The sequence below is a fragment of the Desulfuribacillus stibiiarsenatis genome (genome assembly GCF_001742305.1).
Taxonomy (GTDB): domain Bacteria; phylum Bacillota; class Bacilli; order Desulfuribacillales; family Desulfuribacillaceae; genus Desulfuribacillus_A; species Desulfuribacillus_A stibiiarsenatis.
Genome location: NZ_MJAT01000012.1, coordinates 46133 through 72073, shown reverse-complemented (window position 1 = coordinate 72073; position 25941 = coordinate 46133). Strand labels below are relative to the sequence as shown.

The window sequence follows — 25941 nt, the reverse complement described above, 5'->3', positions numbered from 1 at the left end:
GTTATACCTCCTCTTTCGTAAGCTCCTGGTACTCTTCTGCCTGCAATAAGGAATTAAGCTCCGAAACATCCGACATCTCAAGCTCACATATCCATCCTAATTCATAGGGCGATTCATTTAATAACTCTGGCTGATCCTCTAGCGTTTGATTCACCGCAAGTATTGTGCCACTCAGTGGAATATAAATATCAGAAACTGCTTTAACAGACTCTACGACACCAACTGTTTCGCCCGCATTCACGACTCGGCCTACCTCTGGAAGTTCAACAAATACAATATCACCTAACGAATTTTGAGCATAATCAGAAATTCCAATTTTGACTATATTGCCTTCCATTTGTAACACCCACTCATGCTGTTTGCTGTATGTAAGACCTACCTTCACTTCACTCATCATAATACCTCCATGTAATTTGTATATTTGACTATTTGTCGACTTGTTTATTTATTTGGTTAATTATTTTTATTAATAGATTTGTTTATTTGGTTATTTGTTTTTAGATTTCAAAAATGGTAGTTCAATAACCTCTGCTAGAACTTTTTTACCGCGGATTTCGATGGCTAGGGTTTGACCAATGCTCGCATATTCACTGACAATATAAGCAAGACCTATATGTTCTTGTAGTGTCGGGGCTAGGGTGCCTGACGTCACATAACCAATCTGTTTGTCATCGACACAGACTGGATACCCAGATCGAGGGATTCCCCTTTCTATCATTCGTAACCCTATAATCTTACTGTTTACACCTTCTCGCTTCTGCACCGACAATGCTTGCCTACCAATAAAATCATCTTTGTCTAATTTTACGAACCTCTCTAGGCCAGCTTCTATTGGTGTAATCGATTCACTGAGCTCTTGACTATATAAGGGAAGAGTCGCTTCTAAACGTAATGTGTCCCGAGCCCCTAACCCAATCGGTAAAAGCCCCATCGGCATTCCTTTTTGTAATACCTTCTCCGCTAAATCTAGTGCTTTGTCATTCTTTACATAGATTTCAAAGCCGTCTTCGCCAGTGTATCCTGTGCGAGATACAAGACAAGGGGTGCCACATATATCTAAATGTGGCTCGAAACGGAATTTTTTAATAGTATCGATAGGAGCGTCCGTCATTTGTCTTAAGATTTGGCTTGCTAATGGTCCCTGAATGGCAAACTGTGCTATATCATTGGATTGATTGAGAATTTCAACATCGAAACTTTCAGTTTCCTTCTGTGTAATCATCCATTGATAGTCTTTCGAATTATTTGAAGCATTGACAACACATAGAAACTCTATGTCCGATAGTTTATATACAATGAGGTCGTCAATTGCTCCACCATGCTCATAACACATAATTGCATATAATGCCTGACCTATTCTCATTTTCGAAATTTCATTTGTTACAAGGTGATTGATAAATCTTTCAGCATCTTTGCCTTTGATGACGATTTCACCCATGTGAGAAACATCAAAGAACCCTGCTGCTGTCCTAACGGCCCGATGTTCATCAATGATGCCTTGAAATTGAACTGGCAATGCCCATCCGTGAAAATCAATGATTTTACCACCATACTTCTCATACAGTGGATATAATGGAGTTTTTTGCAGGTTTTCCATAGTCGCCTCCTAATGTCTTGATACGTTCTTAGAAGTGTACATTGTTACAATATACTCTTTGAATACATGGTACTTTCATAAAAAAAGATATTAAAAAAAGGACATAAGAAAAACGGCATCCGTTTTTCTCTGTCCTTTATACCTGAGAGTTTGTAATTACCCCTTTGGTGGCTATATCAATAGCACTCTCCAGAGATGCGTCTTGTTAAAGTACGTGGGCCTGAGAGATTCAAAGATTATAGGATAATAACCTTCTTGCTCCTTCGGCGTGGCAGTTCGCCAACTCTCCTTTAAACAATCATTCGCAATATTTTTTTCTTCCTGATTATATCATATCAATTTTCAAGCAATCAATGGATTGTATGCCAGCTTTTAAAATGCTAGAAAAGCATAAAAACCATTGATTTCGTTAACACTATGACAAAGCTAGTAGAAATATGACTATTCGAGAAATTTGATTATCTAGGAGGAGAGAGCATGCAGGTCTTACAAGAAACAGAACTTTTTCCTATTTACATTAATCGACAGCTGTATGATCACTTCCATGAATATATGGAGCAGAAACGTTCTGATTCTTGGCCACTTATAGAGCTTGCCCATGAAGCGGAAAAAATACTAATGGCAAAAGATTTTCATCAATTAGAGTGTCTAAAGCATTTACCGCAAATTATTCCATATCCTCATCAAATTAAAACGGCACAACGAGTCATTAGTGAAATGCGTGGTCGTGCAATCCTTGCTGATGAAGTTGGTCTAGGGAAAACTATCGAAGCTGGTTTAATTATAAAAGAGTATATGTTAAGAGGATTAGTAAAAAAAATCCTAATTCTTGTTCCTGCATCTCTAGTTCTACAATGGACAAGAGAATTGAATGAGAAATTTGCAATCCAAGCTACAGCCCATAGAAAGCATTATTCTTGGGATGCAGATATTGTGGTCGCTTCACTCGACACTGCAAAGCGCGAAGACCATTTAGATATTATTTTGAGTAATGAATATGACATGTTGATCATTGATGAAGCCCATAAGCTGAAAAACAGAAAAACAAAGAACTGGCAAAACATTAATAAAATTAAGAAAAAATACTGTCTATTATTAACGGCAACACCTGTACAAAATAGCCTTGATGAGCTATTCAATCTCATTACACTTTTGAAGCCCGGTCAGCTTGGTAACTATACAGACTTCCTACAAAACTTTGTAGAAAAGAAACGGAAACCAAAGAACAAGGAAGATCTGAAAAAACTCATCGATAAAGTAATGATTCGTAACAAACGGCGGGATGGAGGCGTTGAATTTGTCGCTCGCCATGTCCATACAACTACCGTTGAGTTATCTGATGAAGAACGCAATCTATACGATGCAATTACTGACTTTATTAGAAATCATCGCGATTTGAATATGTTATCATTATTAACTCTACAACGTGAAGTGTGCAGTAGTACCGATGCTACTTTCTTAACATTAGTACACATGTTAAAGTCCGTCGAGCAAGGAACACACCTCGACACTGAAATTCGCAAGCTAATTGATATCTGTAGAACTGTCAAACGGATTGCTAAAGCGGAGAAGTTAGTAGAAATCATTAAAAATATCAATGATAAAGTCATTGTCTTTACAGAATACCGTGCTACACAGGAATTCCTGCAAATGTTTCTTGCTCATCATAAGATTTCCTCAGTACCATATCGCGGAGGTTTCAAGCGTGGAAAAAAAGAATGGATGAAGGATTTATTCTTTTCTCGTGCGCAAGTCATGGTAGCTACGGAGGCCGGTGGAGAAGGCATCAATTTGCAGTTCTGTAATAACATAATTAATTATGACTTACCCTGGAATCCGATGCGTATAGAACAAAGGATAGGACGTGTCCATCGTCTTGGGCAATCACGCGACGTCCATATTTACAACTTCTCAACGAAAGACACAATTGAAGAACATATCCTATTTCTTTTACAGGAAAAAATCAATATGTTTGAAATGGTCATAGGAGAATTAGATAGCATCTTAGCAAAATTAAATATGCCGAAGGGGCAAAAACTTGAATCCAGTCTATTAGATTTAGTCTATCGTACCGAAAATAAAGAGGAGCTAAATGCAAAAATCAATGAACTCGGTGAAAAGATACTAGAGGCTAAAAAAGAATTAGAAAAGGAGAGCGCATGCCTTGACATTCTCAACTGATCATTTTGTGAAACGATATTTCGAAGCAGTGAAATCAGAAATTATCAGTGATAAAAGCGATCCTATCTTTTCTGTAAAATTACCTGTAGATGTTGATAAGGAGTTAATTCACCGCCCCTATTATTGGATGTACTTAGACTCCTTAGGACAACAACCAGAACCTACTGTTATGCATTTTGCCTTTGACCCAAAGGTCGACCCACCAGAAGATAAAAGTGACTGTGAGCTCATTACGATGGGTTCCATTCGGTTTCATAATATATTAAACTCTGCCAGAAGAAGAGGAAAAATCGGCAGGTTGTATCAGTATTTCCCACCAAAATCGCGACTGAGTCGCTCAACCCTTCGTCCGTACTTACTAATGAATATGAGAGTTTCATTACTTGCAGACAAGACACAAGATCATTTATATTCTTTAGGAATAAACATGCAAACCGGGCAGCTTTTTCGGAATTTCTATAATAATATTACGATGTTCCCATTAAGTGAAGTGAAGCCCCATGATAGTCTATTGCAAGAACCTACTATCACTTATGAGAAAGCTTTCACTATGATGGAAGAAGACCTATGTAATTACGTGACTGAGATTGATCATAAATGGGCTAAGCAAGCAAGCCAAGTGATGATGGAAGAAATCGGGCAAATTGAAAGCTATTTCGATACACAGCTAGAAGAAAAGCAAAAATCCCTTCAGGATTTATTGTTAGATGAGCAGCGCTTACCTGATTATAAAGATTTGCAGGAGGAATTAGAGGTATTAAATTTCGAAAAGAAGCAAAGAATTGATGAAGTAAAATGGCAATTCAGTCCACGCGTTGAAATTAGCCCGTACTCGATTGTTTTAATATTTATGGTGTAGTGATAAAAATCATCGGCACTAAAAAAACTACTAAACAACAGAAAAAAGATATCAGATTATATGATATAAACAAAACTTGGCATACACCAAGTCCTTAACACGCAGGTGAATGCCTTAGTTGCACTGACGCAAAAACACAGTAATTTATTTACTGATGTGTTGCTAATGCAAAGCTATGTACATCAGATATAATTTATAAATTCTGATGTACTAAAGAAGAGAAGTTGCCAGTTCAGCGACTTCTCTTTCTTCGTTAAGGTTTATTATTCAAGATACACTGGTATAGATAGTACGCCAGCCCGTTTACTCTTCATCTGATTCTTCAGACACGGAATTACAACTACTCAGTGAAACTTCTTTTAATTGTTTGTATTCTTCAAAAGACATCACTCGAAGAGGATCTAGTAGCATTATGATTCTCTTCCCTGTTTTCGCCATTCCCTTTAGATGTTCAGTCATCATATCTTCGGCAAACTCTCGATCAACATACTGAATATCTTTGACTGGGAAACTAATAATATCTGAAACGCGGTCAACAATCATCCCTAAGGTTTTCTGATTTACTTCAATAACGATTACGACTGTATGCTCATCATACTCACTTTTCGGGAGGTTAAACTTCTTGCGCATATCGATGATTGGTATGACATTCCCGCGGAAGTTCATAACACCTTTAATCGATGGATTCGCGTTAAACACTTTAGTCGGTCGCTCATAGCGGATGATTTCTTGCACTAGCATGATATCGATACCATATTCTTCTTGACCAATCTGAAACGTTACAAATTGCGGTTCATTACCTTCTTTGTTAAACTCAGAACGAGAATTTTGGAACCCGTCATTTAGCTTAGCTGCAGTATTCGGCATTGCACTCCCCCCTTTTAGAATTTCTCAAAGTCACTTTCATTGAAATCAAATAAGTCATCTTCGTCTATTTTACTCGCCTGCGTTTGTTGGCGTGCTGTTTTAGATTTACCCGTTGCTGCTACTTGGCGAACAGCTTCCTTTTGTGAAAAGTCTTTCTTACGAGTAGATTTTTTCACCTCTTGCTTTTTCGGTGATTCTTTCTCTGAAGATTTTTTTGATTTCATGTCCTGATTCTTAGAACCAGATACTTCCACATCAAAAATGTTCACAATCTCTGCCAGACCAATTGCTTCGCTACTCATGTTTTCACTGGAGCTTGCAATTTCTTCTACCAGTGAAGCATTTTGTTGCGTTACTTGATTTAACTCTTCAATTGCCTTACGGATATCTGCTACGGCAACTGTTTGTTCTTTTAAGGATGAAGATATTTCCCCAACAACATCTGTTGTGCGTTTCGTATTTTCTACAATACGATGTAACACTTCTTGAGCATCTTGCATCTGCTCATTCCCTTTATCTACTTTTACTATGCTGTTCTTAATCAGCTTTTCAATCTCTTTTGCAGCTTCTGCGGATCGCCCTGCTAGGTTACGAACTTCAGCAGCAACTACGGCAAATCCGCGCCCTTGTTCGCCAGCACGTGCAGCCTCTACTGCTGCGTTCAATGCTAATAGGTTTGTTTGGAATGCAATGTCATTAACAGTAGAGATAATCTCGGCAATTTCCTGACTTCCCTTTGTGATATCATTCATAGACTCTTTTAAATGACCGACCACTTTTTCCCCTTCATAGACAATGCCAAGGGTTGTTTGTGAGATGTTATCTGCCTCAACTGAATTAGAAGCAGAAGTTTCTAAAGAGGATGTTATTTCTTCTACGGTAGCAGAGATTTCCTCTAAAGCTGATGCTTGTTCTTCGGTACGTTGCGATAAATCTTGGTTTCCTGCAGCAATTTCCCCTGCTCCATGGGATACTGTTTCTACAGTTTCACGAACCTTTAAGATTGTATCGTTAAGACTTTCAATTGTATTATTTAGGTCATCAGCCATTTGCCCAATTTCATCCTTCGAATCTACTTGAGCCCTTACAGTTAAATCATTATTACCTAAACGCGCTAAAACTTCTTGCATGTGCTTTATCGGTTTAATAAATGTTGAAGAGAACATAAATCCTGCAATCACTATCAAAATTATAGAAATCGCCATCACAACGAACATAAAATTCCGCATAGTGGCAACTCCAGCATATGCTTCATATTGATAGATTTCCGCTACCATACCGACTGGAGTATCCCCAAGTTTGATAACTCCAAAGCTCCCAATTGTCGGTTCCCCTACATAATCTAGATACTCAAGGTATTCAACAAAGTTCAAATTACCAGATTTTATCTGTGGAGATAATAGTGTAACTGCGTCTGTTTGCATCGTCTGCTTTAAAGCAGCATCCGTTTGATAGTCTCCAAATTTAGTATTCGTTAGTAACAGACCTTCCGTATCGATTAGATATGCATCTGCCGTTTCACCTAATGACTGTAAGTTTCCATGAAGCATGTTATCAAGTCCGTTCCCATCAACAACGATATTCAGAACGGCAATTATGTCGCCAGTTGTGCCATTTTGTTGAATAGGTGTACCTAAAGCAAGAATATTTTGTTTTACTGCGTCAGAATAAAAAAGGTCTGACCAACCAGTTTCGCCCTTTAACGCATTTTGTATGTAACCGCGTTGACTAAGATTTAATCCAAGTAATTTAGAATCCGTACTATATACAACGAGTCCGTCAGGACGTACGATAAAAATTGATGCTAAACCATTATCCTTAACTGCCTTCTCAAACAGTGGAGCGATTTGCGCTTCGTATGGTAACCATCGTGCACTACCAACATTCCAATTATCTTGTCTTAAAGCATCAAAACCTTGAAACACTTGAGAGGAAATTGTTAGATTCTCTGCGCTACTCTTTTTCATTGCAAAAGTAGCATCAATGTCATGCTTTACCAGTTCAAGATACATCTGTGTCTTATTTATAACCTCTTTTTGAATATTACTTTGCGCTTCTAAATAACTACTGATGCTTATTGCCAATGCTGGAACGATACCAATAATTAAGAAAATTAGAATCAGCTTAAACTTAATACTTCTGAAATTCATACTTTTTAGCTCCTTTATTAGTTAGATGATGAATTATATATTATTGCGACAAAAATTGAACAATTTCATTACTAATCTTCTGAATCGGCAATACGATATCTGTTGCACCTAATGCAATCGCTTGTTTTGGCATGCCAAAGACTGTACAAGTAGCCTCGTCTTGAGCAATTGTATAAGCGCCTCGATCATGCAGCGTCTTTAATCCTACGGCACCATCACTACCCATTCCTGTTAATATTACACCAATCGTGTTACTACCAGAAGTGTTTGCCACAGACTGGAATGTTACGTCAACGGAAGGGCGATGATGATTCACGGGTGGTGTCTCTGTGATTTCAATCGTGAAAGAATTGTTTTTCTTAGCTAAAAGCATATGCTTTCCACCTGGCGCAACATAGGCATAACCTTTCCTGACTTGCTCCCCGTGCTCCGCCTCCTTGACGTTCATTCGACACACCTTATCAAGTCCTTCTGCGTAAGACTTAGTAAAGCCTGCTGGCATATGTAAGGTAATGAGTATAGCAGGGCAATTTGCTGGTAAGGCCTGCATGATGGTCCGAACTGCGACTGTACCTCCTGTAGATCCACCAATAGCAATAATTTTATCGGTATTCTTAATTGTTGACCTCTGAGAAATGCTTTCATTTTCTGAGGGAGGCAGTATGCGTTTTCTATTGGTATTATATAATGCTCTCATATTGACTGTTGCTGCACACTTTACTTTTTCAGTAATTTCTCCTTGCAGCGTCGCTAATCCTTCTCCCACACCTACTGCTGGTTTGGTTATGAAATCTACGGCACCCAATTCTAACGCCGTAATCGTTGCATCACTGCCCTCGAGAGCTTTAGAGCTTATTACAATGACTGGCAGAGGAACTACGTTCATCAGCTTTCTAAGAAAGGTGAGACCATCCATTTTTGGCATTTCTAAATCTAAAGTAATGACATGCGGCTTCAGCTCTTTAATTTTCGAAATCGCTTGAATAGGGTCAACAGCAGATCCGACTACGTCTATTTCCGGGTCCTGTGATAGAACTCTACGTAAAACCTCTCGGACTAATGCAGAATCGTCAATGATTAACACTCGGATTTTGCTCAAAAATTCACCTTCAATCAAATAAAGTCAAGTTATCATCATTTGTGCTTGCCTTTTGTTTCTTCATCCAATCAAGGAATTGTCTTTCCCTTGCCACTGCATGCTCCAAAGTTTTATTATAGCGAATGCGTTTTAGGTAAATCTCGAAAGTATCAGGGAAAAAGTATATCTTCCTGCCGGATTCTCCTCCGACATCCTTCGCAAGGATTGGTATGTCTTCCATCTTTAAATAATTAATTGCGAATTCTATATTAGATTTCGCTACATTACTCGTGGTCGTGTCTAACACTTTGCCGCCACCAAAAACCTTGGCTTTAAGGTACAACCTATGAGCACCTTTTTTCATCATGGCGTTAATCATCATTTCCATCGACTGTATACCATACCTTGCGTCTTCATTGAAAATGATATCATTCCCTCGCACAGCACTTGGCAGCATGAAATGATTCATTCCCGCCACTTTATTCACAGTGTCAAGCAGACATACGGAGATACAAGAACCCAACAAAGTACTCATTACGATATCGCGTTCATTCGTAGCGTAGTAATCTCCAGCGAATAGTTCATAGGTTAACTTGTTAAGCTGTTTATTTAATCCTTTTTTCAACTGGAAATCACCTACTGTTTTTTTTGTAAATCGTTTGTTGCACTAAATTCCATGCGCTTGCACTAGCATTTGATTGGATTGATTCAGAATGACCGAGAAACAATATACCATCATCCAATACCATATTTGCAAAACGCGTAGTAATTTGATTCTGAGTTGGTTTATCAAAATATATAAAGACATTCCTACAAAAAATCACGTGTAATTTCCCTTGAATCGTGTATTCATTGGCAGATAGGTTAATTTGACGAAACGTAATATATTTACGTAATGAGTCCTTTACTTTTAGTAATCCCGCATTGGGTCCTACGCCTAATTTAAAGTACTCTTTTAATCTTTCGTAAGAGATTCCTTGGATTTCTCGCTTCGTATAGATACCTTCTTGTGCTTTTTTCAAGGCGTCCGTGTTAATGTCTGATGCTAATATCTCCACGCGCCATCCTGGATACTTCGATAAACACTCATCGATCACCATGGCAATTGTATATGGTTCTTCCCCTGTGGAACAAGCAGAAGACCATATGCGTAAGACTTTGTCTTTCGCATCACTGGTCATAATCTTAGGTAAATGCTGCTTCGTAAGATACTCGAAATGATGATTTTCGCGAAAGAAATTCGTTACATTGGTAGTTAATCGATTGAACAATACTTGCACTTCATCTTTATGGGTATCTATATAACGAAAATAACCTTCAAACGATGCTAGATTCAATTCACGTAATCTCTTCGATAATCGGGAAACAATTAACGTTTTCTTAGATTCTGTTAAGTTCACACCTATTTTTTTATAGATGAAATCTCTTAATTGAATATATTCTTTTTCTGATAGACTAATATCATTAGGACTTATTGCCATACAGGTTCTCCCATATTGGCTCGCTCAGAGGCTGTCTTTTTTACTAGTTTAAAGATCGATGGTACGTCAAGAATAATCGCTACCTTACCATTTCCAAGAATTGTAACCCCAGCGACTCCTTCTATCTGCTGCATATTGTCTTTCATGCTTTTAATTACAACCTGCTCTTGGCCAACGATTTCATCCACCATTAAAGCTAGCTTGCGTTGGTTATTCTGCAGTACGACTAATATGCCTTCCGTTGGATGTTTACACTCTGATTCTAAATGAAGAAGCTGATATAGTCCTGCAAATGGTAGGTATTCCTCACGCAACTGAATAAAAATACCCTTGCCCTCTGCTTTGTAGATTTGTTTCTCGTCTGCTTTTATAAACTCCGTAATCATATTGAGCGGAATGATATAGCGTTCATCCCCAACTCTGACCATCATACCATCGATAATTGCTAAGGTCAGTGGTAGCTTTATTTTCGTTTTCGTACCTTTTCCCAGTTCGGAATCCATTTCCACTGTGCCGCGTAATTGTTTGATATTGGTAATTACGACATCTAAACCCACTCCACGACCAGAGATATCTGTAATTTCTTTCGCCGTAGTAAAACCTGGTTTAAATAGCAGTTGATACATTTCGTTTTTCGTTAGCTGTGCATCTTCTTTGATCAGTTTTCTTTCGACTGCTTTCGCAAAAATCACTTTCTCGTCAATGCCCTTACCATCATCAGAGATTTCAATCACAATACTTCCCTCTTGGTGAGATGCTTTCAGCTCAATCGTACCTTCACGATTTTTGCCTTTCTTTTCTCTTTCATCCGGGAATTCTAGACCATGATCTAACGCGTTTCGAATTAAATGCTTTAAAGGATCGGCAATCTGCTCGATAACTTTTTTGTCTAATTCAGTTTCTTTACCTTCAACGACTAGCTTTACTTCTTTACCTATATCCTTCGCTAAATCTCGAATCATTCTTTGGAAACGTGTGAACGTACCGCCAATTGGTACCATTGTCGTATTCATTACTTCTTCCTGGACGACGCGGATAATCGTATCTACTTCATCAAATGCTGAAGCAATTTCCCGAATTACATTTCCATTCCTTGCAATCTCTTTTGTTGGATCTGTCTGGCGTATTTGATTCGCAAGCACGAGCTCTTTCACACGAGATTGAGCAATTAACAATTCTGCTAATTGATTAAGGATTTTCTCGAGTTTTGTAGTATCTACTCGAATTGTATTGGTTTGTTCTTGACTCTTGGCAACTTGCTGTTTGGATACTACCTGCTCGATTTGCCCTTTTGAAATTTTACCTTCTTCAACGAGCAACTCACCTATTTTCTTCTGCTTCCTTAAAGCGTCTTCAATATCTTCCTGAGATATTAAGCCTCGTTCAATCAGAAGCTCTCCTGTGCGCTTTTCTTCTTCTGTCCAATTCGCGTATTCATCCGTAATGTCTTCCACAGAAATATCATTCTCTTCTTTTACAAAGATGAAGATGTTGTCTACATCATCGATTGACTCTTCTGTTTCGATAATTATTGTCCAATATGTATATAGTGCGTGCGGATCAAACTCCTGCATGTCTGGGATTTTCGTGATGTTACAATAGCTTTCTAAAATCGTACCAACCTCTTCTAGCTCTAAGATTAGCATAATTGGGTCGGTGCCCGTTTCAAATATATCTTCTCGGAATTTCAGTTTTACTTTTACGATATTCTTACTACTCTTTTTACGAGATTGTGCTGCAACACCGGCTGGCTTTACTTCCGCCTTCACAATTTGAAATATTTTCAATCTAGCATACAAAGAGTCAATGTCACATTGGAAACTAGTAGCTACAAAGTCACCTTGATCCATGATTTGCTTTAATAGATCACAACCTGATAGTAGAACGCCTATCATATCTGGATTCAGCTGTAAATCTCCTCTACGAACGGCATCTAGTAGGTTTTCTAATTGATGCGAAATGTTATTAATAACATCCAGCCCCACTAGACCTGCGCCACCCTTTACCGTGTGCATAGCTCGGAAAACCTTATTCATCAAATCATCGTTATCTGGAAATTCTTCTAATTCTAGTAATCCCTCTTCAACGACTTGAATGTTCTCGCGCGTTTCTTCAAGGAAGAGTTCGAGTAAATCTTCTGACAAAAAGTCCACCTCCTAGCAATTCCATGAAAATGGGTATTATTTTACAAATTTTTTCACAACAGCAATTAACTGTTCAGGTTGGAATGGTTTTACGAGCCAGCCCGCTGCACCAGCTTTCTTACCTTCCATTTTCTTTTCTTCCTGAGATTCTGTTGTAAGCACTAGAACTGGAATAAATTTCATGCTTGGTATCTTCTTCACTTCTGTTATAAAGCCAATTCCATCAAGATTTGGCATATTAATATCTGATATAATCATTGCAGGACGTTTCCCTTGCGTGTTTAATTGATTAATTTTGTTCAATCCATCCTGCCCATCCTCTGCAGCAATTACCTCATATCCATCCTTTTTCAAGGTATATTCCAATGAAGCACGTACTGTTCTAGAGTCATCCACGATAAATATCAATTTATTCATTCTGTTATAAGCCCCCTATTGTATTAATTCAGTTGCACCTGTTATTTTAAGATATTTGCTAAGAGTCGGACTAGGGCCTAGAATCTTAAGACTTCCATTGTTTTTATTACAGGTCTTGTTGACTGCTAGTAGCAATTGTACCCCTGAGGCATCGATATCCTGATTCAAACTGCCGTCTAACATAATTCTGTAATTAGAAGATTCAAATACCTCTTTTAAAGTATCTAAATAACTTGCAACATTATATATATTTAATGATTCAGGTAAAGTAAGCATATCAACCACTCCTACGCTTCGTTCTCTTCTAATGTAAATAACTCTACTAGTTTCGTTAAATCAATAGCTTCTCCATTCATTGCTTCGCTTGAACTCGCAATTTGTTGTACGAGTGCAGCATTTTGTTGCGTTACTTGATTCAGTTCATCGATTGCTTTGCGAATATCGATCGCGGATACCGTTTGTTCGCGCAGCGCCGCAGCTATCTCAGAAACAACGTCAGTAGTTTGTTGCGTATTTCTAATAATCTCGTTAAGAACTTGTTGTGTTTCATCCATAAGTTTGTTCCCACGTTCTACTCTTTCAATACTAGCCTTGATTAGTTTCTCTATTTCTTTCGCGGCCTCGGACGAACGACCTGCTAAGTTTCGCACTTCTGACGCTACCACTGCAAATCCACGGCCCTGTTCCCCCGCACGGGCTGCTTCTACAGCAGCGTTTAATGCTAATAGGTTCGTTTGGAACGCAATATCATTGACAGTAGAAATAATTTCCGCTATTTCCTTACTACCCTTCGTAATATCTTGCATGGCATCTTGCATATCTTTCACTACGATTTCACCTTTTTTAATATGCTGCATAGTAGTCTGCGAGATTTGATCTGCTTGATCCGCGTGTTGAGAAGAACTTTCTACAGAGCTCGACATCTCTTCTATGCTACCTGAAATTTCCTCTAAAGAAGCTGCTTGCTCTTCTGTACGTTGCGATAAATCCTGATTCCCTGTAGATATTTCCTCAGCTGCTACTGTAACAGAATCAGTAGAATCTCTTACCTGAATCATTACAGTTTGAAGCTTTTCTAAGAATGCATTAAACCAATGCGCTAAATCACCAACTTCATCCTTTGTCTGCACAGAAATTCGGCGCGTTAAATCTCCACCTTGTTCTGCCATGTCTTGAAGGGATGATACTACATCATTGACAGGGTTAGTAATTTGACGATTGAGTAGAAATGCTACTATGGCACCAAATATAACTGCTATAGTTGCCATCACGATCAGTATGATTTTTGCATAGCTATACTGTGAAGCAACGGTTTGTGCTAATGCTTGTTTGTCTTCGCCAAGCATAACATTTAATTCATCCAGTAATGCTCTAACTTCCGCTAAATGCGTTTTCGTCTCAAACTCATAAATTTGTAAAGCGATTGTATTAGCGTCAAGGTTTGCTACATCAGCTCGAATGGCTTTAATATTACTGGCAGTTTCATGTAGTTTTCTGTGCGGTTCCTCTATCTCACGAAATTTTTCCTGGAATACTAAAGGCGCCGTGGATAATTGCTCACCATTTAGAATATCAAAATACCATGTACCAAATGCACATTTCGTGTGGTCCAGTTGACCCGTAAACTCTTTGTTCAACACAAATGAGTCGGCCAAGTTATTCACCCATTGTAGGTGATCTACCTCGCGCTCGACAAAGAAAATGATTTCTTCCATTTTCTGTATTGCTTGTTCGTTCGCTTGATTCATATTCTCCATTAATAGGAACGCTATAATTCCCATCGCAATCATGAGTGCTAGAACTACAGCAAATGCGCCAAATAGTTTCGTTCGAATCTTAATTCTCATTTTCTAACCTCCCATTTATTGTTCTTTAATCAATCGTTAACCCTAATATGGAAATCCCTACATAAATCCCCCTTTTTATTCTCACACTATGTCTAGAAAGTTTACAAAAATTTATCAAAAAGTGTCGAAATAAAATTCAGACCATTTACAAAAAACAGTAAAATTTTCAACTTTCTTTATGTTACTATAAAACCGCAAGAAGAGTTATGTATGAAAATATATCTATGAATAAAAGTGTGGAGGTCTAAGATGAAGAATTGGATAAGATTCATTTATATAGCAATCTGTTTACTTGTGGGTATTGTCTCCTTGCGAGCTACCACGATTGCCAATACGATTGATTTGACAAGTGAAAGTCTAAATACCCATGACCATTTTATCATAAAATGGGAAGAAAATGTGGTAAATGATAATGAATATAACAAATACCAAATCTATGTAGATTTACCACAACAACATTCTATATCGAATACTAATGGAAAGCGAGAAAAAACTTCTGAAAATCAACTAAAATTAATAGAAGAGACAACGATTTTCCCTGGTATTTCTAAGCACACTATAGATGATTCGATAAAAAATAACTATGTATTTTATGTGGCTCCTATGCAAATATTCATTAAAATTTCAGACAGTTCATATTACGATATTCTAGCAAATGAAGAGATTCCAAGTGAACTTTTTGAAGAAATTGTAAACGACCGTCTGATACATAAACAAAAAGAGCTAGTAAAATCTCATTTTTTTCAACCGCGAGATTATACCAGCCCTACTCTATATAGTTATTTTATTAAAACAGAAACCTATTTCAGTGAATTTTATGCTATAAAAACCGCAAATAATATCATCACAGTAATAGATCCTTTAAATCATGACCAATGGAGTAACGTGTATCATCCAGATCATTTTTTCCTATATGAATGAAACACGATGTAAAATCTGATGTGCTAACCTAGTGATACCCGCCACTATTTAAAAACTTATGCTTTCTATAGTAGTAAGAAAATGAATATTCCCTTTTACGACCTTGAGGAATAAATTCATCTTGCTTCTCAATAAAAATCCTATGCCATAGCATAAAGACCACAATCGTCCAAATCTTTCTGCTCATGTCTGCTTTTCCAGACTTGTGAATCTCTAAAAGTTGCAGAACTTCATTTTTATTCAATAGATGTTCTGTGTCGCTACAAATAATAAGTTCTTTTATCGGCTCATAGAGGTTTCCTCGTAACCAATCGCGAGTTGGGACAGGAAATCCTAATTTTTTGCGGTTTGCTACTGGTTCTGGCAGAATTTGCTTCATTGCTTCACGTAAGGCATACTTCGTCGTACCGTTGTGAATCCGATACTTGGTTGGTATCGTAGCAGCAAATTCAAACACTTTCTTATCTAAGAATGGTACACGCAGCTCTAACGAGTTCGCCATCGTCATTTTATCCGCTTTCATTAAAATGTCACCAGGTAACCACGTGTGTAGATCTAAATATTGCATCTTTGTCACGTCGTCATAGGACTTGACTCTACCATAAATGCTTTGTGTGATATCGGAGGGCTTTCTATAATACTGGAAGAATCGTTCTTCTAATGTAGAAAGATTTCGTTTGTCTGTTTCATTAAATATAAATGCGTTACCATAGAATCGCTCTTCTACAGATTTCGCCCCTCTTTGTAAGAAACTCTTCCCTTTCGTTCCATCAGGTAGCATACTCGCCACTTCCGCTAAAGTGCTTTTAACGCTTGGTGGAATGTATTGAAATAGTTTCAAAGATTCCGGTTCATGATAAATGTTATATCCCCCGAAAATCTCATCTGCCCCTTCACCCGACAGTACCACGGTGATATGTTCACTCGCAATTTTAGCTACAAAATATAATGCGATTGCAGCAGGGTCAGCAACAGGATCGTCTTGATGCCATATCAGTCGTGGTAGGTTTGTCCAAAACATCTCTGAAGTAATCGTAAGATCTTCATGCTTCGTTCCAATATAGTTCGCCGTTTCCCTTGCAAAGTCCGCTTCATTGTACTTCCCACAATCAAAACCGACTGTATACGTGCGGACATCTTCGATTTCCTTCACAAGCGCAACTATACTACTAGAGTCTATTCCTGAAGAAAGAAATGCCCCTCTTGGAACGTCACTGACTAAATGCGCCTTTACCGAATCACGCATGACATCACGAATACCCTCAACGAAGTACGACAAATCTTTTGTTTCGTCAGGTTTAAATTCCGCATGCCAATAGCGCTCCACTTGCATCACATCATTTTCAATGACGAAATAATGCGCTGCAGGAACCTTTACAATGTCTTTAAACATCGTCATCGGATCTGGAACGTATTGAAAAGTTAAATAATTTAAAAAAGATTGCTCGTCCACGGAAGCATCATACTCCGGTATCTGCAATAAGCTTTTAATCTCCGAAGCGAAAGCAAATCGGCGATCCGTTTGAATGTAATAAAACGGCTTAATGCCAAAAGGGTCACGAGCTCCGTAGAGCCTCTGCTGTTTTGAATCCCAAATTAAAAAAGCAAACATTCCACGTAACTTGTTTGCACAGTTAACACCATACTCTTCGTATAAATGTACAATTACTTCTGTATCACTATCCGTGGCAAATACATGACCTTTGACAAGTAAATCTTCACGAAGTTCTTTATAATTATAGATTTCACCATTAAAGGCAATCCAAATTGTTTGGTCTTCATTTGAAAGTGGTTGGTGTCCACCTTCAAGGTCAATAATGCTTAATCGACGAAAACCTAATCCCACAGGACCATGGACATGAAATCCAAAGTCATCGGGCCCTCTATGTAGAATTTGTTCCGTCATTTTCCCTAATATTTCTTTGCATTCCGTTTTTTGTTGGTTTTCTTGTTCATTATATGATGATAGAGGAACATTCTTCGTATATACCCCACATATTCCACACATTTTCTATTTGTCCTCCGTTTCTTTCACGTTACAGCATACTCAGAATCACTTCTATTAATTTATTAGCTGTGCATACATAATTACTAGTTTTCCTCAGTATAACCTCTTAATAATAGTATTTAAACAAACAAACGTCAAAATTATTTTTTCGTTGCTTCAATAATCTCTGCAACAATTTGCTCTATTGACTTGCCATCAGTATTGACATGAACACTTGCAAGACTATAATTGTCTTTTCTCTTATTAAATATTTCTTGTAATCGAGAACGTAAACTAGCAAAGTTCTCTTCTCGTAGCAATGGGCGGGTCGTGTCCGATGCCAGTCTATGGGCAATTTCGTCAATATCTGTCTGTAGCCAAACCGTGTACCCATAGCTTTCCATTATATTCCGATTTTCTTCTTTCTCGAATGCTCCGCCCCCAGTAGCGACAACGGATAAGATTGTAGGTTGATTCCCCACTAATCCAGTATTGCGTAATGCACTGGTTTCTAACATTCGGAAGTACGGTTCTCCACGCAAATCAAAAATATCTGAAATCTTCATCGCTTCTTGCGTTTCTATTACTGTATCTAAGTCGATAAATGGTACTTGTAGAGTACTAGCTATTGCATGACCAATGGTCGACTTACCTGTCCCCATCATACCTACTAAGTATATATTCAAACCAACACACCCACTCCATTAAAAATCATAAGCTTCTCTTCGTAATATTTCCAAGCTTGTCTTATTTACACGCGCCACTACTTTTCTTTGAACAGGAAATTCTATATGTTCAAAAGTCAAAGTAGCAGTTACATTTATTTTTACATGTTCTGTTCCGATAGGCAATACCTGATAGTGAATATTCACATTTTTTATCAGCGCATTGTTCCATATTGTGGCGTCAAACGGCACTACATAATTGCCTGTGAAAAGCGAGTCCATTGAAAGTTTCGACAATGCCATTTGAAACCCCGATTCACCTGCATAATCTGCATAAACCTGTGCCTTATGAATCTCAACGAGCTCCTGATTTATAGTAATTTGCGATAACATAAAGCTAGTGACTGTCTGAAGCAGAATCGTAAATGTAAGAACAATCGGTAGAACTTTCCCTTGTCTATTATTGATATACATTCCTACTCATCCTTCAATAAAGTTTCTTCAATAAAATTCCTTCAATAAATTTTGCAACGCAAAATTGCCAATGTCATTGGGCTTTAAAACGGAAAAACATCTCTCTATCTGGACCGTTTCCCAATGAATATTGAATACTCACACCAAATGAATCTACTTCATAAGAAAATTTCGTTAGATTCACACCAGCCGTAATTCTTCCTAGATAACTTATGCCCCCTGCATTCCGGGTGCCTTTATCTAATCTTTGCTCTACTGGTTTATAATGATAGCGATAGCTTGTCCCATCCTTCAGATATACATATAAATAGTTGCTAGTCTTCATAGCATGAGATGCCCTTTCAAAGTCTTGACCGAGATACTGTAAAAACAATCTCTCGGATGCTAATTGTCTTTGAACCTCTTTACCCATATGCCATTCCTGAACAAGTAGTCGATTGCCAATCACAAAAAAGCTAAACACGATCGCGATTAGCTGTAGAGCAATCAGTACTTCTATTAGTGTAAAGCCTTTAGTTCTGATAGAGACACCACCATTCTGAAGTAAGATAGCGACGAACTATCTTTGGCGAAACACACAGTGTATAAGTCCCCCGTTATAAGCTACGCATAATTATCTAAAATCATTTTTGAAAAGCATATGTAGCTAACGTTATCTCCTTTGATTTCTTATTTTGCTCCCATTGAATGATGCCCGTAATCAACCACAACGAATGCTCCACTGAAACTGTATTGAAAGTAATATGAAACACAGGATAATTATCACTTTCGATTACCCATGACTGGTCCTGTGGCTCGCGCCGAGCAATATATTGTTCCAATTCCGATTGCAGAATGTAAAGCGCTGTTTGTTGGTTGTCTTGTGCGTTCATTGCTTCACGATGAAATGTAATTGTTGTGACCATAAATAGAATTAAAACTAGAAAGATTTGAATCGATAGCAAGACATCTACCAACACCATGCCTTGATTGGACGACTTATCGCAACTCATCTGTTACACCTCGTCTATCGTACCTCATCTACCGCACCTCAATGATCCCCGAAAAAGGATGGATAATAATTTGTTTCATTTCTCCATTTGCTTGCACCAGAGATATGGTGCCACCTACATCTCTAGGTTCGCCCACGAAGTTAAAGTAGAACTGATTACCAGAAATACTTGTTGTCATTTCAAGTCCCTGCGAAAGATAATGACGATTCACAATTTGCACTCCGCTCCTCAACCCGTAGCTATACGGTTCAGTCGTAGAAAACCGAATCATCATCGGCTGTTGTTCTAATATTGCTTGTTGCCTCATTTTTTCCAAAAACTTAGCCAATGTCTCAGCTTCATTCTCTAATTGATAGTAATGATATTGTTTCATTACAAGCGGATATACAGGTATCATAAGCGAGCATAGAATTGTGACCACCAATAAAGTTTCTAATAGCGTAAAACCTTTCTTATTAAGCGCCGTCTTCATATAGCCCTACCTAATTTCCATTGAGATCGCCATGTACAGAACACATGATTTGACTGATTTGCCCGCTTTCTATTTTTATCAAATAGATTCCGTCTTTTGGGCATGTAACAATTTCCTTAAGATACCCTTTATCTTTCATTTCTTGCATATCTATGGGATGCCACATACTTTGTTCCGTTTGTAAATCGTGATAAGCCTTATGATAATAATCAGTACTTGATTCCGTAATCCGTTGATTCATATCAAACCCAGGGTAAAACTGACCTAACCCTGCAATTGTAGTAACAGGGAAAGACTTCTCAGATAAGTAATAGTTGTCTACTTGGGCCAGAATTACCTTCTGGTTACCACTACATGCAGAGATTTGTGCTTTTTCTCCTGCCTTCTGAAAATTTGGAATCGCTATTGCTGTTACCATGATAATAATAGCTAAAGAAATCATAAGTTCAATCAATGTAAATCCGTGCCGATTTCCAATATGTATTCGCATCCGCCATTCATCACCTTTCTAAATAATACTCAGGCTAAATCGTCTCTAGTAGATCAAATACAGGAAGTAATAGCGCTAAAATCATACAAGCAACAGAAATTCCAATTAAAAAAATTACAGTTGGTTCAATCAGCTTAATCGCCAATTGGGTAGACTGTTTCATTTTTTGACTATAGTAGATTTCTGCACCTGTAAAACTCGTATGTAAAGATCCCGTTGTCTCTCCCATTTCAAGAAAGCTAATAAGGTTAAAATCAAAATATGGAATATCACGAAATATAGTACTTAATGTTTCCCCTTTTAAAACCTTAACTTTAATCTCCTTCATATCTATTGCAATCGGCCCATAAAAAAGTCGATCAATATATTCAAATGATTGTTGAACGGACAAACCCCCGCGAATTAGCAGTGATAACTGCATGATTAAATGATGGGTATATACTTGTCGCATGATATGGCGTAACCCCGGTAGGTAAAATGAAAACCATGCTATGTAGCTACGCAAAAATTTTGAGCGAAGCATAACCATAATAATTGCCAATATTATCGCAGCTACTATCATCATTAAAGTTTGATATTGGAGGAGAAAAGCATGGATTTTGAAAATCAAAGCAGTACTTTCCGGTATCGGAATACCCATACCTATATATAGACGCTGAAAATTCGGTAATACATAATGAATCATGAAATAAAGACTAAATGATATCGTGATCAGTATCATGCATGGATAAATAATTGCTTGTACCACTTTGGCATGCAATTCTGCAAGGTTCTCATAATATTCACTAAGTAATCGGAAACTCTCAATCAACCGACCAGATTGTTCTCCAGCTTCTATAGTATGTACGCATAATTCAGGAAAGTTATAATATCGGAATACCGCCGACACGTCTTTCCCTTCTTCTAATAGAATTCTCCAACGATCATTGCGAAATATTGCTCCTCCAGCAGATTGTTTACTTAATGTGAAAAACGCAATGTTGTAATCTACTCCTGAGGCCAGTAAGTCTGCCATTTGCTTAGTGATCAAAGATAATTGCTGGTATGAATACCTCTTGCTGCGTTGTTTCGCAAATTTGGTCCGATCCACTTTATGATTAAATAATAGAGAAATATAGTTCTTGATATTCAGTTGCATCAATAACACCCTTCTCTTTTAGTTGTTCTGCTTGTTTCAGCATCGACGACCACTTCTTCTCCTGTAAATATTCACGTAAAACTGACGCTGATTTACGTTCCAAGACACATTCTGTAATTGTCTCATCCATTGTAAGAATTTCAAAGATACCTGTTCTCCCACTATAGCCAGTGCAATAGCACAAATCGCATCCTTTGCCAAAACAATGGGAGCAAACTTTTCTTACAAGTCTTTGTGATAGGATTGCACTAATTCCTTGTACTAGTAAGTAAGGCTCAATGTTCATATCCATTAAGCGATAGAGTGCACTTACACTGTCGTTCGTATGGAGTGTAGAGAGAATTTGATGCCCTGTCAGTGATGCGCGAATCGCAATGTCTGCGGTTTCATGGTCGCGAATTTCTCCAATCATGATTACATCAGGATCTTGTCTAAGAATCGATCGAAGCGCTTGAGAAAAAGTAATGCCTCTTTGTTCGTGGATTTGCATTTGATTTATACCGTCAATCATGTATTCAATTGGATCTTCAACCGTTATGATGTTGTGCTGTGGATGGTTTAAGTAGTGAAGAGACGTATAGAGAGTCGTTGATTTCCCCGATCCAGTAGGACCCGTTACAACAATTAAACCGCTGTTTTTACGAAGTAAAGTTGATATATGCTGTTGCTGCAATGGTGACATCCCTAGGCTTTGAAAGTTAGCACTAAGCTGCTGGCTTATTAAGATTCGAACCACACATTTTTCCCCAAAGGGCGTAGGCATTGTTGATATTCTCATATCAACTTCTGGGTTATTCCAACGCAGAGCCCCATCTTGTGGGGTAATTTTCTCTGCTATATTCATATTCGCGAGAAACTTAATGCGATTGATCATATGTTGATACTGATTCATATACCCGTTAATGCGCTCTTGAAGTTTACCGTCAATGCGTATACGAATTCGATATTTACTCTTACTAGGTTCAAAATGTATATCACTAGCTTTAAGATTACACGCATCTCGAATGATCTCATCAACAAAATAATCTACAGGTGCTGACGCGTTTTTTTGCTCTTTGTAACTATTTTTCAATACGCTTAGGAATGACATGCGCATACCTCCCAGCTACATATTACAAAACCACAAAATCCCTTGAGTTTACATATACTTCTACATCCACTATATTTCTACAACATTTTCCACAATACCTGCTATTTCTCATTTTTTTCCTAAAAAAATAACGATAAGCAAATGTTTCAATTGCTTATCGTTACCCTTATTGTTTTGTTATTGCATTATTAGCGTTTCGCTATTGCTACGCGACTATCTTTCTTGAAGTCTGCGAATACGATCATCTAAATCAGGGTGTGATGCGAATAATCCTAACAGCTTACTTTTCCCGCCGTTAATCTTCAAGGACTGGTATGCCTCTTGATCCTGAGACACCATATGCACGCTTTGCTTGATTTGTTGAAGCGCTCGAATCATCTTCTCTTTACCTGCTAAATCAGCTCCACCAAAATCAGCACGATATTCTCTATATCTCGAGAATGCCATTACAGCTATACTTCCTAGGATTCCAAATAAAATTTGAAAAACAATGATAAGTACAAAATGTACTATATGCGCCATATCTTCGCGAACAAATCTCGACGCAGCAAAAGCGGCAACACGAGATAAGAACACTACAAACGTATTGATGACACCCTGAACAAGCGTCATGGTTACCATATCACCATTTGCTACGTGGGCAACTTCATGGGCTAATACACCTTCAATGGCATCGTCATCCATGCGTTGTAATAAGCCTGATGATACTGCTACTAATGATCGATTTTTAGACGGACCTGTTGCAAATGCATTGACTTCCGGTGAATTATAGATCCCTACTTCTGGCATATCTGTTATACCAGCGTTTCTAGCAAACGTATGAACTTTCTCCACTAGATCTCTTTCTCTAGGTGAAAGGTTAGCACGTGGATCAAGCACACGCACATTCATCATCATTTTAGCCATCCAACGAGATATTGCTAAAGATATAAATGCGCCTGAGAAACCTACTACCATACTAAATGCTAATAAGCTAGTATAATTGATTCCCGTTGGTTCAATATATTGACCCACACCTAAAAGTGTCGTCACAATGACAATCGTTAATAATACAAGCATGTTTACTAATAGAAATAATCCTATTCTTTTCATCTTTTGTACATTACCTCCTATTGTATATAATTATATTTTACTTTACAGATGACAATTTTTTAACAATAATTTTTTACAATTATTCGAACTTTTTCAAGAAGAATTGTTCGAATTGATTCGCAGGTACTGGTTTGCCCATCAAGTAGCCTTGGAAGTTATCACAACTATTCTGCTTAAGATATTGTAATTGCTCCTCAGTTTCTACCCCTTCTGCAATCACTTTCAAATCTAAGCTATGGGCCATAGCTATGACTGCTAGGGCAATCGCTGCATCATCCGCATCCCTAGTAATATCGTTGATAAAAGAACGGTCAATTTTAAGAGATTGAATCGGAAACTTCTTCAAGTAAAGCAACGAGGAATATCCAGTGCCAAAATCATCAATCGATACTTGAATCCCTAACTTATTTAATTCTTCCAGGGTACGGATTACAAATTCAATGTTATACATACTAATGCTTTCAGTGATCTCTAACACGAGATAATTCGCTTCTAATCCTGTAGATGCTAATATTTGTGCGACGCTTTCCACTAATTTCTCCTGTTGGAACTGTTTAGGTGATAAATTCACAGATATCTTAATTGGTTTATAACCCATATCATGCCACTTCTTAGTCTGTTTGCATGCTTCTTTCATTACCCACTCGCCTATCGCTATAATCATCCCTGTTTCTTCTGCCACTGGTATGAATTCTGCGGGTGTTATCAAACCTATATCTGGATGATGCCAACGAATCAGAGCTTCCATTCCTATCATTTGGCATGATTTTGCATCCATCTGCGGCTGATAATATACTTCAAACTGTTGATAATCAATCGCCTTACGCAAATCACTTTCAAGCTTTAAACGTTTTGCATTCTTCGAGTACATGTCATATGTGTAGAACTGATATGTATTACTTCCTCGATCTTTTGCTTGATGTAACGCGATATCTGCATTCTTAATTAATGTATCATAATCACTACCGTCATCAGGGAATACACTAATGCCTATACTCGAGCTTATATACAATTCGTTTCCTTGAATTAAATACGGGCACGATAGATTCTCGATAATATTATCTGCAAATGTTCTGATATTGTTAGTATCGGATACATTCTCCAATATCATGGCAAACCCGTCGCCACTTATACGTGCAATTGTTTCTCCATTACATAGGCTTTTCTCCATTCGCTTCGCAACGGATTGCAATAATTTATCACCAACTGCGTGGCCTAAACTATCATTCACGAGTTTAAATCGATCTAAATCAAACATGAGTAAAAAGAGTTTCGTGTTACGACGTTTTGCCTGAATAATTGCTTGTGTCAATCGGTCATGGAATAAAATTCGATTCGGTAAGCCTGTTAACTGATCATGATGGATAAGATGCTTAAGATTTCGTTCCGCTAATTTATGATCTGTAATTTCAGTAACATAGCCAATTATCTCCGAACCTGGGACAACCGGTTTCACAAGGTTATTAAATACCCTGCCTTGATATTCAGACAAAAACTCCACTGTTTCTCCTGCAAATGCTCGATTGAACGCAGGAATCATAATGTCAATTAATTCTTTTGGATAAAGATCATTTACGGACTTGCCTATAATTTGTTCTGTGAGAATACCAAGCTCTTTCGCTATCGCACCTTCATTAAATGTCTTGCGAATTACTCCCGTCTCTGAATCTCTCTCAGCTTTAAATATAATATTAGGTAATAATTGAATCGTATTTTTAAACGTGTGATAATGGCTTAAATCTATGAGATGACCAATCACCTCAACAATTTCATGGTTTTTAATAACGGGACGCAAAACAAGCATACAATCTTTTTTCCCAAAGGAAATAGAGCAGTCTATACATTTCCCATTAAATGCATCCTGAACTTTTTGCTCTAAAAGCACAATCTGTTCTTCTGTAAGATGAAGTGATTCATCCAAGCTACAATATTCTATGGTATTGTTCTGCTTCACACATTTAAAAAGGAAGCTACTTTTCATGTTACACCTCAGTTATAT

The 25941-nt window shown here is 37.8% G+C and carries 25 protein-coding genes and 1 riboswitch; of the genes, 3 read left to right on the top strand and 22 right to left on the bottom strand.

Annotation, left to right across the window (positions count from 1 at the left end):
- Nucleotide 1: 1 nt before the first annotated feature.
- Both gcvH and gcvT read right to left on the bottom strand, forming a co-directional pair.
- The gene (gene gcvH, locus BHU72_RS05920) at nucleotides 2-394 is read right to left on the bottom strand and encodes a glycine cleavage system protein GcvH (RefSeq protein ID WP_069701717.1); all 393 of its coding nucleotides are present in this window, start codon (nucleotides 392-394) and stop codon (nucleotides 2-4) included.
- 93 nt (nucleotides 395-487) lie between these two features.
- Complete coding sequence (gene gcvT / locus BHU72_RS05915; protein WP_069701716.1) at nucleotides 488-1597, bottom strand: glycine cleavage system aminomethyltransferase GcvT; 1110 nt, start codon at nucleotides 1595-1597, stop codon at nucleotides 488-490.
- 198 nt (nucleotides 1598-1795) lie between these two features.
- Nucleotides 1796-1898: riboswitch (glycine riboswitch) on the bottom strand.
- Nucleotides 1899-2074: 176 nt separating this feature from the next.
- Between gcvT and BHU72_RS05910 the strand changes: the two genes are divergently transcribed.
- A complete protein-coding gene (locus BHU72_RS05910) occupies nucleotides 2075-3778 on the top strand; it encodes a DEAD/DEAH box helicase (protein ID WP_083248287.1) in 1704 nt (567 codons plus the stop codon).
- Nucleotides 3762-4637, top strand: coding sequence for a YqhG family protein (locus BHU72_RS05905; protein ID WP_069701715.1), 876 nt, complete (start codon nucleotides 3762-3764; stop codon nucleotides 4635-4637). Before BHU72_RS05910 ends, BHU72_RS05905 begins: the two co-directional genes overlap by 17 nt.
- A gap of 303 nt (nucleotides 4638-4940) precedes the next feature.
- On the opposite strand, the gene BHU72_RS05900 is transcribed toward BHU72_RS05905, so the two are convergent.
- Genes BHU72_RS05900 through BHU72_RS05860 form a run of 9 tightly spaced genes read right to left on the bottom strand, consistent with a single transcriptional unit; the run spans nucleotide 4941 to nucleotide 14621 of the window.
- The gene (locus BHU72_RS05900; protein WP_083248286.1) at nucleotides 4941-5504 is read right to left on the bottom strand and encodes a chemotaxis protein CheW; all 564 of its coding nucleotides are present in this window, start codon (nucleotides 5502-5504) and stop codon (nucleotides 4941-4943) included.
- 14 nt (nucleotides 5505-5518) lie between these two features.
- On the bottom strand, nucleotides 5519-7654 hold the full coding sequence (locus tag BHU72_RS05895) for a methyl-accepting chemotaxis protein (protein WP_069701714.1): 2136 nt from the start codon (nucleotides 7652-7654) through the stop codon (nucleotides 5519-5521).
- A gap of 40 nt (nucleotides 7655-7694) precedes the next feature.
- On the bottom strand, nucleotides 7695-8753 hold the full coding sequence (locus tag BHU72_RS05890) for a protein-glutamate methylesterase/protein-glutamine glutaminase (protein WP_069701713.1): 1059 nt from the start codon (nucleotides 8751-8753) through the stop codon (nucleotides 7695-7697).
- 10 nt (nucleotides 8754-8763) lie between these two features.
- Nucleotides 8764-9357: a chemotaxis protein CheD gene (locus tag BHU72_RS05885; protein WP_069701712.1), complete on the bottom strand. Its 594-nt coding sequence runs from the start codon at nucleotides 9355-9357 to the stop codon at nucleotides 8764-8766.
- 7 nt (nucleotides 9358-9364) lie between these two features.
- Nucleotides 9365-10213, bottom strand: coding sequence for a CheR family methyltransferase (locus BHU72_RS05880; RefSeq protein WP_069701711.1), 849 nt, complete (start codon nucleotides 10211-10213; stop codon nucleotides 9365-9367).
- A complete protein-coding gene (locus BHU72_RS05875) occupies nucleotides 10204-12357 on the bottom strand; it encodes a chemotaxis protein CheA (RefSeq protein WP_069701710.1) in 2154 nt (717 codons plus the stop codon). Before BHU72_RS05875 ends, BHU72_RS05880 begins: the two co-directional genes overlap by 10 nt.
- A gap of 36 nt (nucleotides 12358-12393) precedes the next feature.
- Nucleotides 12394-12774: a response regulator gene (locus tag BHU72_RS05870; protein WP_069701709.1), complete on the bottom strand. Its 381-nt coding sequence runs from the start codon at nucleotides 12772-12774 to the stop codon at nucleotides 12394-12396.
- A gap of 15 nt (nucleotides 12775-12789) precedes the next feature.
- Nucleotides 12790-13050 carry an STAS domain-containing protein gene (locus tag BHU72_RS05865; RefSeq protein ID WP_069701708.1) on the bottom strand — a complete coding sequence of 87 codons (261 nt, stop codon included), beginning with the start codon at nucleotides 13048-13050 and terminating at the stop codon, nucleotides 12790-12792.
- Between the two features lie 11 nt (nucleotides 13051-13061).
- Complete coding sequence (locus BHU72_RS05860) at nucleotides 13062-14621, bottom strand: methyl-accepting chemotaxis protein (RefSeq protein WP_069701707.1); 1560 nt, start codon at nucleotides 14619-14621, stop codon at nucleotides 13062-13064.
- 249 nt (nucleotides 14622-14870) lie between these two features.
- Here BHU72_RS05860 and BHU72_RS05855 point away from each other — a divergent pair, with 249 nt between their 5' ends.
- Nucleotides 14871-15542 carry a hypothetical protein gene (locus BHU72_RS05855; RefSeq protein ID WP_069701706.1) on the top strand — a complete coding sequence of 224 codons (672 nt, stop codon included), beginning with the start codon at nucleotides 14871-14873 and terminating at the stop codon, nucleotides 15540-15542.
- A gap of 28 nt (nucleotides 15543-15570) precedes the next feature.
- On the opposite strand, the gene asnB is transcribed toward BHU72_RS05855, so the two are convergent.
- The 11 genes from asnB to BHU72_RS05800 all read right to left on the bottom strand — a co-directional run bounded on the left by asnB (nucleotide 15571) and on the right by BHU72_RS05800 (nucleotide 25923).
- Nucleotides 15571-17550 carry an asparagine synthase (glutamine-hydrolyzing) gene (gene asnB, locus BHU72_RS05850; protein ID WP_083248284.1) on the bottom strand — a complete coding sequence of 660 codons (1980 nt, stop codon included), beginning with the start codon at nucleotides 17548-17550 and terminating at the stop codon, nucleotides 15571-15573.
- A 140-nt stretch (nucleotides 17551-17690) separates the two neighbouring features.
- Entirely contained in the window at nucleotides 17691-18215 is a 525-nt protein-coding gene (locus BHU72_RS05845) for a shikimate kinase (protein ID WP_083248283.1), read from the bottom strand.
- 18 nt (nucleotides 18216-18233) lie between these two features.
- A complete protein-coding gene (locus BHU72_RS05840; RefSeq protein ID WP_069701705.1) occupies nucleotides 18234-18668 on the bottom strand; it encodes a hypothetical protein in 435 nt (144 codons plus the stop codon).
- A gap of 73 nt (nucleotides 18669-18741) precedes the next feature.
- Entirely contained in the window at nucleotides 18742-19191 is a 450-nt protein-coding gene (locus BHU72_RS05835; RefSeq protein ID WP_301553512.1) for a prepilin-type N-terminal cleavage/methylation domain-containing protein, read from the bottom strand.
- Between the two features lie 100 nt (nucleotides 19192-19291).
- Entirely contained in the window at nucleotides 19292-19660 is a 369-nt protein-coding gene (locus tag BHU72_RS05830) for a hypothetical protein (RefSeq protein WP_069701703.1), read from the bottom strand.
- Nucleotides 19661-19688: 28 nt separating this feature from the next.
- Complete coding sequence (locus tag BHU72_RS05825) at nucleotides 19689-20132, bottom strand: pilus assembly FimT family protein (protein WP_069701702.1); 444 nt, start codon at nucleotides 20130-20132, stop codon at nucleotides 19689-19691.
- A gap of 10 nt (nucleotides 20133-20142) precedes the next feature.
- The gene (locus BHU72_RS05820; RefSeq protein ID WP_069701701.1) at nucleotides 20143-20622 is read right to left on the bottom strand and encodes a competence type IV pilus major pilin ComGC; all 480 of its coding nucleotides are present in this window, start codon (nucleotides 20620-20622) and stop codon (nucleotides 20143-20145) included.
- A gap of 34 nt (nucleotides 20623-20656) precedes the next feature.
- Entirely contained in the window at nucleotides 20657-21760 is a 1104-nt protein-coding gene (locus tag BHU72_RS05815; protein ID WP_069701700.1) for a type II secretion system F family protein, read from the bottom strand.
- Complete coding sequence (locus BHU72_RS05810; RefSeq protein ID WP_069701699.1) at nucleotides 21720-22850, bottom strand: GspE/PulE family protein; 1131 nt, start codon at nucleotides 22848-22850, stop codon at nucleotides 21720-21722. The genes BHU72_RS05815 and BHU72_RS05810 overlap by 41 nt, the downstream gene beginning before the upstream one ends.
- 213 nt (nucleotides 22851-23063) lie before the next feature.
- Nucleotides 23064-23942 (bottom strand): protease HtpX, encoded by an 879-nt coding sequence (htpX, locus tag BHU72_RS05805; RefSeq protein ID WP_069701698.1) that lies wholly within the window; start codon nucleotides 23940-23942, stop codon nucleotides 23064-23066.
- 79 nt (nucleotides 23943-24021) lie between these two features.
- Nucleotides 24022-25923, bottom strand: coding sequence for a sensor domain-containing protein (locus BHU72_RS05800; protein ID WP_069701697.1), 1902 nt, complete (start codon nucleotides 25921-25923; stop codon nucleotides 24022-24024).
- Between the last annotated feature and the right edge of the window lie 18 nt (nucleotides 25924-25941).

Bases quoted from the DNA above. Each gene is read 5' to 3' on its own strand.
- gcvH (WP_069701717.1), bottom strand. From the start codon at position 394: ATGAGTGAAGTGAAGGTAGGTCTTACATACAGCAAACAGCATGAGTGG.
- gcvT (WP_069701716.1), bottom strand. From the start codon at position 1,597: ATGGAAAACCTGCAAAAAACTCCATTATATCCACTGTATGAGAAGTAT.
- BHU72_RS05910 (WP_083248287.1), top strand. From the start codon at position 2,075: ATGCAGGTCTTACAAGAAACAGAACTTTTTCCTATTTACATTAATCGA.
- BHU72_RS05900 (WP_083248286.1), bottom strand. From the start codon at position 5,504: ATGCCGAATACTGCAGCTAAGCTAAATGACGGGTTCCAAAATTCTCGT.
- BHU72_RS05895 (WP_069701714.1), bottom strand. From the start codon at position 7,654: ATGAATTTCAGAAGTATTAAGTTTAAGCTGATTCTAATTTTCTTAATT.
- BHU72_RS05880 (WP_069701711.1), bottom strand. From the start codon at position 10,213: ATGGCAATAAGTCCTAATGATATTAGTCTATCAGAAAAAGAATATATT.
- BHU72_RS05870 (WP_069701709.1), bottom strand. From the start codon at position 12,774: ATGAATAAATTGATATTTATCGTGGATGACTCTAGAACAGTACGTGCT.
- BHU72_RS05865 (WP_069701708.1), bottom strand. From the start codon at position 13,050: ATGCTTACTTTACCTGAATCATTAAATATATATAATGTTGCAAGTTAT.
- BHU72_RS05860 (WP_069701707.1), bottom strand. From the start codon at position 14,621: ATGAGAATTAAGATTCGAACGAAACTATTTGGCGCATTTGCTGTAGTT.
- BHU72_RS05855 (WP_069701706.1), top strand. From the start codon at position 14,871: ATGAAGAATTGGATAAGATTCATTTATATAGCAATCTGTTTACTTGTG.
- asnB (WP_083248284.1), bottom strand. From the start codon at position 17,550: ATGTGTGGAATATGTGGGGTATATACGAAGAATGTTCCTCTATCATCA.
- BHU72_RS05840 (WP_069701705.1), bottom strand. From the start codon at position 18,668: ATGTATATCAATAATAGACAAGGGAAAGTTCTACCGATTGTTCTTACA.
- BHU72_RS05830 (WP_069701703.1), bottom strand. From the start codon at position 19,660: ATGAGTTGCGATAAGTCGTCCAATCAAGGCATGGTGTTGGTAGATGTC.
- BHU72_RS05825 (WP_069701702.1), bottom strand. From the start codon at position 20,132: ATGAAGACGGCGCTTAATAAGAAAGGTTTTACGCTATTAGAAACTTTA.
- BHU72_RS05820 (WP_069701701.1), bottom strand. From the start codon at position 20,622: ATGCGAATACATATTGGAAATCGGCACGGATTTACATTGATTGAACTT.
- BHU72_RS05815 (WP_069701700.1), bottom strand. From the start codon at position 21,760: ATGCAACTGAATATCAAGAACTATATTTCTCTATTATTTAATCATAAA.
- BHU72_RS05810 (WP_069701699.1), bottom strand. From the start codon at position 22,850: ATGTCATTCCTAAGCGTATTGAAAAATAGTTACAAAGAGCAAAAAAAC.
- htpX (WP_069701698.1), bottom strand. From the start codon at position 23,942: ATGAAAAGAATAGGATTATTTCTATTAGTAAACATGCTTGTATTATTA.
- BHU72_RS05800 (WP_069701697.1), bottom strand. From the start codon at position 25,923: ATGAAAAGTAGCTTCCTTTTTAAATGTGTGAAGCAGAACAATACCATA.